The sequence below is a fragment of the Candidatus Eremiobacterota bacterium genome, from assembly GCA_031082125.1.
GTDB lineage: Bacteria > Vulcanimicrobiota > CADAWZ01 > CADAWZ01 > Ess09-12 > Ess09-12.
The window spans coordinates 48,130-60,041 of record JAVHLM010000011.1 but is presented as its reverse complement, the minus strand read 5'-3'; the positions used below and the strand labels follow the sequence as shown (position 1 = coordinate 60,041).

The window sequence follows — 11,912 nt, the reverse complement described above, 5'->3', positions numbered from 1 at the left end:
AACAAAGCGGAGAACATTGAACTCCGCATGAAGGCCATGCTCGAGTATATTCACAATACCGGGTAAAGGGCGGCAGGAGGGCAGGCAATGGATGAGGCGAAGAAGATTGAGCTGCGCGTGCGGTGGTGGTTTCACCTGGCCGTGTTCATCATCCTGGTTATCCTCTCCTTTACTTACTATACCAAGACTGAACCCCGTGGAGCCCTGGACTACACCTTCCCCTTTGGCCCCCTTGAATATGCCATCCTTCCCTTTCATGAAGCGGGCCATTTCATCTTTGCCATATTCGGAGACTTCTGGGGCGCCCTGGGCGGCACTATTGTGCAGTTCGGCCTGCCCCTGGCCTTTTCCCTTTACTTTTTCCTTGCCAGGAAGGATCACTTTGCAGGGGGAGCGGCGGCTTTCTGGTTTTTCTCCCAGTTTTTCGGCGTAAGCGTTTACATGCGCGATGCCCGGTTCATGATCCTCCCTCTTTTCGGCGGCGGTGAGCATGACTGGAACTACCTCTTCGGGCAGCTCCATCTCCTGAACAAAAGTGTCCAGATTGCCGATGCCATGAGGATAACTGGCCTCCTGGGGATCACGGCGGACCTCCTTTTCCTTGTGTTTCTGCTGGTCCGGGACCGCTCAGGCGAGGCCTTCAGAAAGGAGCCGCAGGATGGGTGACCGCGACAATGCAGTGCCCCGTACCGGGGATTTTGAAGAGGAGCGCAGGAGGATTGTTGACGACTATGCGAGGGGCTCCTATTACAGGACATCAGCCGACAGGGCCTGTGAGGAGGAGAGCAGGGGGGGAGGAATTGCCTTATTCGCTTTCAATGGAGAGAGCATGTGCTTCATGCATGTGCTCCTTAACGCTCTTGATATGCACCAGAAGGGCCTCACTGTTGCAGTAGTGATAGAGGGCGCGGCATGCGGCCTTGTTCCCCAGCTTCTCGATGAAAGCTCGCCCCTCGGGGGGCATTTTCTCAAAGCCGAGGCTGCCGGCATCATTGCAGGCCTGTGCAGGGCCTGCGCGGCAAAGGCGGGCACCCTCAAGGAAGCGGAAGCCCGCGGGATTTCCCTCCTCTCCGATATGGCGGGCCATCCTTCAATGGAGGCTTTCAGGGAAAGGGGCTTTGCTATCATCACGTTCTGAAGATCTTTCAATGGCTCGGGGGGGGGGCAGGAACGAAGGGATTTCTGCCGCCCGGGCAGAAGGTTTATCATCACAAGGGAGGAGGATCAGATGGCCTATCTCTTTACCGGTCTCGCGGTGGTTTTCTTTCTTGTTCTTCTCTTTTGGCCTCATGGAATGAGCAGGGCACCCCATGGAGCCTCCCGTGGAAGCTTTTCCCTCGTCGAGGTGAAAGCGGCAGAGTCCCGTGCCGTTCCCCCGGTATCAGCCGCGCTTACGAGGGATGAAGCCAGGCTGAGGCTTGAAAAGCTTGCGAATAGTGCCCCTCCCTCTGCTCTCAAGATGGGCGCCGAATGCTATAAAGTGGCCTTTCCTCCTGAGAGAGCCGAATACCTCTGCCCCTCATGCGGGATGCGGACCCTCTACGTCTCCCAGTCCAGGAACTGGAAGAGCCCTTCCGGTTTTATCAATTCAGGCCTTGCTGAGTGCAGGCGGCTTGTAAAAGAGATGCCCGGCAGCTTCATCTCCATTGATGAATCGGAATTCTGCAGAAAATGCAGCCCGAAGGTGAAAGAGCCGGAGCTCGTGCTCGTGGTGCGCTACGGCGGCGAAAAGGAGCCCTCAAGGTTCAGGGGGATCACTGCCGATGACCTGAAGCTTGTCAAAGAGTTCCTGGAAGGGAAGGACAAGCACTCAGGAAGCTACGATGAAGAGTCTCCTCTCAAGAATCACATGGCAAGGCTCAAGGAGCTGCTCGGGATAAAATAGAGAAGGGCTGCAGGCCCGCTCCCAGGAAGGCTTTCTCAGGGAAGGAGTTACCATCATGAAAAGATTGGCGCTGGTCATCACGATCATCTTTATTCTGGCGCTGGGACTCCCCGGATATCTCTCAGCCCAGATGGTGTCTACCGAGGAGGAGCTCTTTGCGAGAAAGCCCCCGGCAGCATCAGGTTCCATGCTCTCGGTAATAGGAGATTATGAGCTGGGTGGCGAGTCCATCACGGTTCTGGAGAGGAACAACGCCCTTTATCTCCTTTATCACAAAAAATACATCCCCCTCAGGCCCATGGGCGCTGCCTCGTGGAGCCTTCCCCAGGATAATGCTCTCGGCACATGGAAGCTGGAGTTCCTCTCCAGCAAGACAGGGGCGGTGACGGTCTGCAAGGCCGGGGGCAGGTATTTTCAGAGAGTCCCGCATACGGGCAGAATAAACCCGTCAAAGCCAGTAAAGGATCTCCGCGAAGAGGCTCTCAAGGCGAAACCGCCCGCTGAAGAGGGGCAGTTCCTTGCGCCCGACCTCGTGGAGATGATAACCCTTGATCCCTCGGTGCAGCTTGATATCCGCTATGCCACCGCCAACAATTTCATGGGGGCGCCCTTTTACAGCTGCGCGAAAGCATATCTTCAGCGCCCCGCTGCGGAAGCCCTCGCAAGGGTCTCAAAAAAGCTCAAGGCTCATGGCCTTGGCCTCGTCATATTCGACGCGTACCGCCCGTGGTACGTGACCAGGATGTTCTGGGACGGCACTCCTGACAGCCAGAAGAAATTTGTAGCCGACCCTAAGACCGGCTCGGTTCACAACAGGGGAGTCGCCGCCGACGTGACGCTCTATGACCTGAAAACGGGAAAAGCCCTCGACATGGGCGGCTTTTACGACGAGTTCGGGGAGCGCTCCTCCCCGGGATACCAGGGGGGGACCTCCCTTTCACGGTGGAACAGAGAAGTGCTCCGCTTCCTGATGGGGCAGGAAGGCTTTACCGTCTATCCTTACGAGTGGTGGCACTTCAATTACCGTGACAGCGACAGGTATCCCATAATGAATATCCCCTTTGAAGACCTGAGGGCCAAAAAGATCCCGGGGAATTGACAGGTGATCTCCCTTCTGCTAGAATCATGATGTCGGTGGTGAAGGACAGGGATACTTCGTTACCCACGACAAATGCCCTGTCCGCCTGTTCCCCGACACTACGCAGTGACAGACCGCCGATGGTGTAGGTAAGAGTTACTTCAACCATTTTCGAGTGGCTTTGAAACCACAACTGGCCCCGCAAGGAGCCAGCCGTACTCTTGCCGCTTGTTCCTCGGCGGTTTTCATTTTCGGGAAAGAGGGACTGCCTGAAAGGAGGGCTATGAAATGGCGAAACTCAACAAAAAGGTACAGGAGAGGACTCACGAAGGCGCTCCCGCGCGGTCGATAAGCCCGGAGCTTCAGCTGCGCCGGTCCGTGCTGGCCTGCCTTCTCTGGGAGGACCAGTTTTACGAGGATGGCGTTGAAATCGCGAAGCGCATAGCCGACCTGATCCCTAAGGTGGAGCCGGGCAAGGTGGCGCTGCTGGCCATCGAAGCACGTGAGCAGATGAAGCTCCGGCATATGCCCCTTCTCATCGTGAGAGAGATGGCACGCTCAGCTCCCCACAAGAAATTCGTATCCGATACCCTTCCGCGGGTTATCCAGAGAGCCGACGAGCTGGCAGAGTTTCTTGCCATTTATTGGAAGGAGGGGAAGCAGCCTCTCTCGGGGCAGGTGAAGAAGGGCCTCGCGAAGGCCTTCACCAGCTTCGATGCCTACCAGCTCGCAAAATATGACCGCGAGGGGGCAGTGAAGCTCAGGGACGTGATGTTCTTGGTCCATCCTTCGCCTTCGAGCGAGGAGCAGGGGGAGATCTGGAAGAAGCTTGCCGAAGGCACTCTTGCGCCTCCCGATACCTGGGAGGTATCTCTCTCGGCGGGGAAGGACAAGAAAGAGACATGGGAGAGGCTCATGAAGGAGAAAAAGCTGGGAGCCCTTGCCCTGCTCAGGAACCTGAGAAACATGAAGCAGGCCTCTGTCGATGAAAAGCTTGTGATAGAATCAATCAAGTCCATGCACACCGAGAGGATCCTGCCCTTCAGATTCATCTCTGCAGCCCGGCATGCCCCCCAGTGGGAGCCTTACCTGGAGGAGGCAATGATGAAATGCCTCAAGGGTGCTGAGAAAATGGGCGGAAAGACGGTGCTCCTTGTCGATATCTCAGGCTCAATGGATGCGGGCCTCTCAGGGAAGTCCGACATGACGAGGATGGATGCCGCATGCGGCCTGGCGGTGCTTGCAAGGGAGCTCTGCGAGGATGTGGAGATATTCTCCTTCACCGACAAGACCATTCAGATCCCTGCCCGCCATGGCTTTGCCCTGAGAGACGCCATAATCAGCTCGCAGCCTCACGGCAGCACCATGCTCGGGGCCGCCATAGATCACTGCAACAAAAGCTGCCGCTTTGACAGGCTTGTGGTCATCACCGACGAGCAGGCCCATGACAAAGTGCACGATCCCGCGACACGCGGCTACATGATAAATGTGGCCTCCTACAAGAACGGCGTGGGGTACGGGGCATGGCTCCACATAGACGGCTGGTCCGAGGCCGTTCTCAAGTATATCGGCGAGATAGAGAAGTTCAATAAAGCTGTTTAGCGGTATGAAGAGTTATCTCACCCAGGGTCTTTTCGAGCGGGGTTTTGCGCTCGTCAGGGAAGGAAAGCTCCCTGAGGCATATGCTTTTTTTCTTGAGGAGAAGGGAAGCCCATCCACAGGAGGCTCCCTTCTCTTTTTCCTTGGGAGGATCAAGAGCCTCGGGGGGGAGGGGGAGGCGGCCCGCCAGTATTTCCTCCAGGCATTGCAGCGGGAAAAACCGCTCTTGAGAGGCGGAGAGATATTCCCGCTCCTGGAGCTCGCCCTCATTGCCATCAAGGGCGGCGCTTATGAAGAAGCGCGCCGGTTATTTGATGAGGCCGCAGCAGTGATCCAGGGGCCCCACCAGGCAGAAGGCAGGGCCCTCTTTCACCATTACCGCGGCATTTTTCACTACAGGCTCCGGGAAAAAGCAAAGGCTCTCGATGACTTCAGAGCGTCCCTTGAGATATCCCTCGATCTCGGCCTTCTTGAAGAGGCCTCGCGAGTCTATGACTCAAGGGGCCAGCTTTATTTTGACATGGGCGATCTCGCCGAGGCAGTGAGCAATTTTGAGGAGTCCATGGCGCTCAAGGAAAAGGCCGGTGACCGGCTGGGTCTTGCCATCACGTGGGGAAATCTTGGAAGAGCCCATCTGATGATGGCCGATCATCAGAAAGCCTTTGAGTATTTCGCCAGGGACCTGGAATTCTGCAGAAAGCAGAAAGATGCCTTCGGGCAGATGGTGATGTGCAATAACATGGGAAGGACGTACCTCCACTCCGGCGATGCAGGCAGCGCAGGCGATCTGGTGAGGGAGAGCCTGAAAATTGCGGAAATGCTTGGAAACAGGGTATGGGTAATGATTAACCGCAAGGATCTTGCCCATGGCATGGTCCTCCTTGGCGAAGAGGAGGGCGTGGAGCGGACTCTCGATGAAGTGGAGAAGAGCGCCCTGGAGCTTGGGAATGAGCGCCTTCTTGCAGAGGCCCATGGGATTCGCGGCCTGTTCCACTGGCGGAGGAGAGAGTGGGAGGAAGCGGATAAGTGTTATGAAAAGGCCCTTTCGCTTCTCCAGAAGCTGGACATGCCTTTTGACCTTATCGGCATGGAGATGCAGGCCGGCACGATGCTGCTGGAGCGGGGTGACAAGCTGAGGGCCCTTGAGATCCTCGAGAAGGCCCTGGACAAGGCGGAGCTGCTGAGAGCGCCATGGATGATTGCGAGGTTTGAAGAGCTTATCAGGCAGGTGGCCGAGCATGAGTGGATCCGCGTGAAGCTGAGAAGATACGTGGGCAGGCAGGTCATGGACGATATTCTCACCGGTGCTGAGAAATCGGCCCTCGGGGGCACCAGGCAGAAAGTGACGGTCCTTGTCTCTGACATAAGAGGCTATACCGAGTTCTCACAGGAAAGGGAGCCCGAGGAGATTGTCGCCATGCTGAATGATTACTTCGCCCTCATGGTGGAGGTGATTCACCGCTCCAGGGGGACAATTGACAAATTCATCGGTGACGCCATCCTGGCGTACTTTGGCGCCCCCGTCACTTACGGGAACGATTCCGAGCGGGCACTTGAAGCTGCAATAGGCATGATGGAAGCCCTCAAGAAGTATAACAGGATCAGGGCCAAGAAGAATGAAGCCCCGATTGCAATGGGTATTGGAATTTACACGGGCGACGCCATCGTGGGAAATATAGGGTCATACCAGAGAAAGGACTACACCGTTGTCGGGAAGACCGTGTCGAGAGCCTTTCAGCTCTGCAGCGAGGCCCTGCCCGGCCAGATACTCATCGGTGAGTCCACCTGCAGGGAAAATGAAGGCGCCCTGCTGAAGGGAAGAGTCCATCCTCTCGGGGCGGACTCTTCCGATGTTTTCGAGGTGCTGTGGTAGTGAGGCTCCCGGCTACTCCTTTTTCTTCGGCCTGAAATCAGCGAGCATGAAATAGGGGATAAAAACACCCGGTATGAGCCATCCGAAATCCTTGAGGCATTGCATTATATCAAAGTCAGGATTGAGCTGCATGAGCTTCATGTAAGGGAAGAGGAACGAGAGCATCACCATGATGGAGACGATATTCTGGTAATTGCTCCCCCTTCCTTTCTGCAGCAGCCTCACCAGCACGCCGCTCAGGACTCCCTGCACAATGAAGAGGTAGTTGAGCTTTATGCCTGTGGTAGTGAACTGGTGGAGCCAGAAATATCCGCAGGCCGCAGCGAGAAGGGCGCTTATCAGGAAAGTGACGGTCACATTTCCAGGGTCCTTCTGAACAGTGGTGACTGCTTTTCCAGGCTTGGGCTCTTCACTGAGGGGCGTCTCGGCGAGAAAATCCTCAAAATCGGCGGGAATGCCCCTGTCTGTGGCGCACTTGAAGCATACCCTCTGGTCCTTGTGCTTTCCCAGGTCTTTTTCCTGATGTTCCGTCTGACAGTAATCGCACTTCATAGAGCATACTCTCCATCCTGTTATTAAATGGCTCTGCCAGTTACATGATGAGCAAAGGGAGCTATGGCTGCTCCATGGCCATGTGATGGTCCATGAATTCTGGAGAGGATCAGCAAGTTCCTTTCTTGAAATCTCATGTGCGCTGGAGGTGATGGTGCACAGTCAAGAGGAATCCTCGAGTCCCGTGAAAAGAGATTTCAGAACGCTTCCGCGCTCTCTCAGGATTTTCATCATATCCTGCGCCCTGCTTGGGTGCGCCCTCTGCGCAATGCTTCTTATCTTCAGCAGGCAGTTCCCTTCCGGGAGCGGATGGCAGGTCATTGCCGTTCTTACGGCTCTCTTTCTGGGAATCAAGCTGGGTGATATCCCTCTCGCGGGGATGATATCACTGAATGTGGGATATGTGCTGATATCGGCGTCGCTTCTGCTCTTTGGCCCGGAGGCCGTTGTGCCTCTCCTGCTGGGGGGCATCATCGCGGACCTGGGCAAAAAGGAACGACTCTGGACTGTCGTGCTGAATGCCTCCGGCGATGCCATAAGGTTTATCCCTGCACTGATGATATATTGCGGCGCCGGGGGGGCGCTCGCCTTCGGGAGGCTCACTCCGGCCCTTCTTCTGCCGGCTGCCGGCTTTTTTCTCTGGTACGTGGCAAGCGATTTGTTCCTTGTCAGGTCCTTCAGCAAGGCGAGGGAAGAGAAAAAGGCACCGCTTCACAGGCATGATCTTCTCCCTTACCTGCTTGATTTTTCCCTTTTTCCCCTTTCGGTGCTCACCGTGCTGGTCTATACCTCCCTGGGCCCTCCCGTGGTGCTGCTCCTTCTTATCCCTCTCGCAGGCACCCTCTATGTCTATTCATTCGGGATGGGGAAGGGCATTGAAAACGAGGAGCTGAGGCGTCTCAACGGGGAGCTGAAAAGGCTCACCGCCGAGAAAACCGCGCTTCTGGCAAAGGCACAGCATTATGGAGCCCTCATGAAGAAGACCCATGGACAGCTTCTCCAGGCGGAAAAGCTTGCCTCCATAGGAAAGCTCTCGGCAGGCGTTGCCCATGAGCTGAATACGCCCCTTGGCACTGTCCTCACCAACGCGGAATTTGCCCTCTCGTTCACTGATGATCCCGATGTGAAGCAGTCACTTGAGATGATCCGCAAAGGTGCCCTGCGCTGCAAAAATATCACGGAGACCCTTCTTCTCTATGCCCGGAGGGAAGATCTGAAGGTCACCTCATTCTCACTGGCTTCCGCCCTTGACCAGGCTCTTGCCGAGGTGAAGCCGCTCCTTGATGAAGCCGGCGTGGAGCTGGAAAGAAGGGTGGGTGAGGCGCCTCCTGTTTCGGGAACTTATGATGAGATCGTCTCGGTGCTGGAGAACCTGGTGCTCAATGCCAGGGATGCCATAGCATCAAAGGGCACTCCCGGCGGGAAGGTGACGGTGGTCATTGAGCGGCAGGGAATGAATGTCTCTCTCTGTGTCGCTGACAACGGCACAGGGATGAGCCCGTCGCTCATGGAAAGAGTCTTTGACCCCTTCTTTACCACAAAGGATGTGGGCAAGGGCACCGGGCTGGGCTTGTGGCTTGCGAGGACTATCGTGGAAAAGATGAAAGGAAAAATCACGGTGAAGTCAAAAGAAGACTGTGGCTCCGAGTTTATGGTGCTCCTGCCGGTGGCGCATGCGAGCGGAGAGGATGCTTGGTATGAAAAGGATTCTGGTAATTGACGATGATGAGCTTTTTCTCGCCACCATCGAGAGGGTGCTGAAAAAGCAGGATTTCCATGTGAGGACTGCAGCAAGCGGCGCGGAAGCCCTGGAGCTGGTGAAGGGCGAGAGCTTCGATCTTGTCATCTCCGACGTGAGAATGCCCGGCATGGACGGCCTCCAGACCCTTAAAGAGATAAGGGCCCGGGACTCGAGGAGCAGGGCCATAGTGGTGACAGGCTTCGCCTCGGATTCGGCACCCATAGAGGCGATAAAGCTCGGGGCTGATGACTACCTGAAGAAGCCATTCCAGATGGAAGAGTTCATTGACTCCATCAGGCGCTCTCTCGAGCGCTGCGGGACCTCAGTTGGAAAGGGGGAGTCCGTGGCGGAGCTGCAGCGACATTACCACGAGCTGCTGGAGAATCTCATCCTTGCAGTAGAGAAAGACCACGCTCATTTTCATGATCATGCCAAGGACGTGGCAGCCATGGCTATGAAAATAGGCCGCGAGATGGGATTCCCCCAGGAAAAGCTCGACCTGCTCAGGATCGCGGCAATTCTCCACGACGTAGGGATGTTCGGCATCAAGGAGGCAGTCCTCGAGAAAGCGGATTATCTCGAGGAGTCCGAACAGGCAATGATAAAGGAGACACCCCACATCGCAAGGACCATGCTGAAGGATGTCGAGGGGCTGAGGCCCCTTCTTCCCATGATTTACCATCTCCATGAGAGGTTCGACGGCTCAGGGTACCCTGAAGGCATAGAGGGAGAGGAGATACCGCTGGAATCCAGGATTCTTGCCGTGGCAGAGGCATACATAAGCCTTGTGTCACCGAGGCCCCACCGTGAAAAGAAGAGCGCCGGCGATGCCCTTGAGATAATCGTGAAGGAGTCAGGCACACGGTATGATCCTTCGGTGGTCGATGCCTTCAAGAGGGCAGTCGGGGAAGAGAAGGAGAGCACCGGCGCCGGCGATGCAGAGGAGAAGAGCCTCAGGAACATCCTCATGCTTGCCCAGCATTACTCACGCTCAGGGGATTTTGTGCTTGCCGGTTCGGCGCTTGCAAAGCTTTTTGAGCTCTCCGGGAGCTCAGCCCCGGGGCGGATTCATCTGATGGTGGAGGCAGAGCTCCTCAGGGCAAGGATCCTCACCCACGGCGGAAATCTTCAGGGCGCCCTTGAAAGCGCCCAGGAAGCCCTGAAGTCGGCAAAAAAAATAGGTGAGCACCTGCTCACGGCCCATGCCTTCATGATCCTGGGGACTATCTGGAGCCGCCTCGGCAAGAGCGGCGAGGCCGGTCTTGCCCTCGGGAAAGCAAGAGAGATCTTTGAGAAGTGGGGTGATGAGCTCGAGCTCTCACGGGTCATGCTGGAACAGCTCCTCCTTCTCAGGAAGATGCCTGACGGGGGCTTCAGATCGGCCCTGGAGGACACCCTGTCGCAGGTCTATTCGGCGGGGGCAGGCACGCTCCTCATCGACGAGGGCCTTGAGTTTCTCCCTCTCGTCGTTTCGGCAGTAGAGTGGAATATCGAAGGGGAGCAGACAGGGAGGATCGTGGGGCTTCTCATAAGGCATTATCCTCTGGAGACCATAAGAGCCTTTGCCGAGGGGAGCCCTGCCGCGCAGGAATATATCATCTCATTCCTTCAGGAGCTTGGCGGCAAGAGAGGCAAGGAGGGACTCTCTCTTCTGCTGGACTCCCAGGACGGCGGCGTGAGAAAAAAGGCATCTGAGGCCTTCTCCACGATAAGCAGCCTGGAGAAGCCGCTTCTGAAAATCCAGTGCCTTGGGCACTTTGCGCTCTTTCTTGACGGGAGGCCCGTCGATGAAGCCCTCTGGCAGACGAAATATGCCAGGCTTCTTTTCATATACCTTGTCCTCGCCGGGGGGAAGCCCGTGACGGAAGACAGGCTCATGGATCTCTTCTGGCAGGAGAGCCCTCCCGACAAGGCCAAGCAGAATCTCCTCACGACCCTTACGCGTATCAGGAACGTTTTCAGGAAGCATTACCATGACATGGACATTCAGGAGTATGTGGTGAAATCCGGGGAGCTGATCAGGTTCAACACCGATGCCCACTACTGGCTTGATGTCGAGGAGTTCGAAGGCTGCATCGCCGAAGCGGCGGGGTATGAAGCTTCAGGGAACAGGAAAAAAGCCGTGATAGCCTGCCAGAAAGCCCAGAACCTCTATTCCGGAGCGCTCCTTGAAGGCATTTACGAGGACTGGTGCCTCACCAGGAGGGAGGAGCTCCAGGAGCACTATCTTTCCGCCCTTGCGAAAATCTCGGAATATCACCTTGAGAGGGGAAATGATGAAGGAGCCCTGAAATATGCCCGCCTGATGCTGGAAACCGATCAATTCAGCGGCCAGGGCCTCGTCTCCTACCTCAAGGCCTCCTGCAGGGCCGGGAGGCGTGATGCCGCAGCGAAAAAGTACCATGAATACTCGAGGAAGATCGAGAAGGAGCTGGGAATCCCCCCCGATCCCGAAGTGATGAAGATCTATTATCAGCTTATCGATGGCGCCACCTGAGATGGCTTGCCGGGGAAAAAGATGCCGATGATACTCTCAAGCAGGCCGGCGCTCCCCGGGGCTTCTGGCGGGGCCTCTTGCGATGCCTCTTCTGAAGGGCACGGGGCCGCTTCCAATGCTTCTTCCGGAGGGCACGGGGCCGGCTCCTGCGGTACCATAAGCTCCCTGAGATTCAACTGGCTTTTCAGGCTGAGGGTGAGGCGGTCATTGAAGACCCTCAGGTCGGGCTCCTCGAAGACATCGTAGTATCCCTGCTTGACAAGCTCGAGCTTCCTGTTGTAGACTGCCACATCAACATAATAATTCCTGAGGCGGTCGAACTTCTCGGGCTCCACATCGCCGGGATCAAGGGTCTCCCATGACTCGGAGCTGATGTTGATAATGTCGATAAGCTCCTCGGCGTTTATGGACCTGCGGGTCCTGCGGGGCTGTCTCCGCGCTCCCTCTGCTGCCGCTTCATCTGACATGTGGCCCCCGTCGCATCCTTCCGCACCTGAAAGTCCGCTCTCTTCAGTGGTGTTCACCATAACTCTCACCTCTTATCCATTCGTGCTCCCATGACTATATTACTAAATAAGGCTCACAGGATTCTTACAGCCTCCTTACAGGATTCTTACAGATGTTATCTTTCTGTTAACCGTTCCCCCGGAGGCTTATCTTCTGCTATAATATGAGATAAGAGTCATG

10 protein-coding genes are annotated in these 11,912 nt (G+C 56.1%); 8 read left to right on the top strand and 2 right to left on the bottom strand.

Annotation, left to right across the window (positions count from 1 at the left end):
* Positions 1-87: 87 nt before the first annotated feature.
* The 6 genes from RDV48_13910 (at position 88) to RDV48_13885 (ending at position 6,435) form a co-directional block, all read left to right on the top strand.
* Positions 88-666: a hypothetical protein gene (locus tag RDV48_13910; protein ID MDQ7823890.1), complete on the top strand. Its 579-nt coding sequence runs from the start codon at positions 88-90 to the stop codon at positions 664-666.
* Positions 659-1,138, top strand: coding sequence for a cytoplasmic protein (locus RDV48_13905; protein MDQ7823889.1), 480 nt, complete (start codon positions 659-661; stop codon positions 1,136-1,138). The genes RDV48_13910 and RDV48_13905 overlap by 8 nt, the downstream gene beginning before the upstream one ends.
* Before the next feature lie 90 nt (positions 1,139-1,228).
* Positions 1,229-1,885, top strand: a complete 657-nt coding sequence (locus RDV48_13900) for a hypothetical protein (protein MDQ7823888.1) — start codon at positions 1,229-1,231, stop codon at positions 1,883-1,885.
* 55 nt (positions 1,886-1,940) lie between these two features.
* Complete coding sequence (locus tag RDV48_13895) at positions 1,941-2,984, top strand: M15 family metallopeptidase (protein MDQ7823887.1); 1,044 nt, start codon at positions 1,941-1,943, stop codon at positions 2,982-2,984.
* A gap of 267 nt (positions 2,985-3,251) precedes the next feature.
* A complete protein-coding gene (locus RDV48_13890) occupies positions 3,252-4,565 on the top strand; it encodes a TROVE domain-containing protein (GenBank protein ID MDQ7823886.1) in 1,314 nt (437 codons plus the stop codon).
* A 4-nt stretch (positions 4,566-4,569) separates the two neighbouring features.
* Entirely contained in the window at positions 4,570-6,435 is a 1,866-nt protein-coding gene (locus tag RDV48_13885) for a tetratricopeptide repeat protein (GenBank protein ID MDQ7823885.1), read from the top strand.
* 12 nt (positions 6,436-6,447) lie between these two features.
* On the opposite strand, the gene RDV48_13880 is transcribed toward RDV48_13885, so the two are convergent.
* Positions 6,448-6,987: a hypothetical protein gene (locus tag RDV48_13880; protein ID MDQ7823884.1), complete on the bottom strand. Its 540-nt coding sequence runs from the start codon at positions 6,985-6,987 to the stop codon at positions 6,448-6,450.
* 184 nt (positions 6,988-7,171) lie between these two features.
* On the opposite strand from RDV48_13880, the gene RDV48_13875 reads away from it, so the two are divergent.
* The gene (locus tag RDV48_13875) at positions 7,172-8,707 is read left to right on the top strand and encodes a HAMP domain-containing sensor histidine kinase (GenBank protein MDQ7823883.1); all 1,536 of its coding nucleotides are present in this window, start codon (positions 7,172-7,174) and stop codon (positions 8,705-8,707) included.
* Positions 8,685-11,225, top strand: a complete 2,541-nt coding sequence (locus tag RDV48_13870) for a response regulator (GenBank protein MDQ7823882.1) — start codon at positions 8,685-8,687, stop codon at positions 11,223-11,225. The genes RDV48_13875 and RDV48_13870 overlap by 23 nt, the downstream gene beginning before the upstream one ends.
* Here the strand turns inward: RDV48_13870 and RDV48_13865 are convergent.
* Positions 11,201-11,752 carry a hypothetical protein gene (locus RDV48_13865; GenBank protein ID MDQ7823881.1) on the bottom strand — a complete coding sequence of 184 codons (552 nt, stop codon included), beginning with the start codon at positions 11,750-11,752 and terminating at the stop codon, positions 11,201-11,203. The genes RDV48_13870 and RDV48_13865 overlap by 25 nt on opposite strands.
* Positions 11,753-11,912 lie beyond the last annotated feature (160 nt).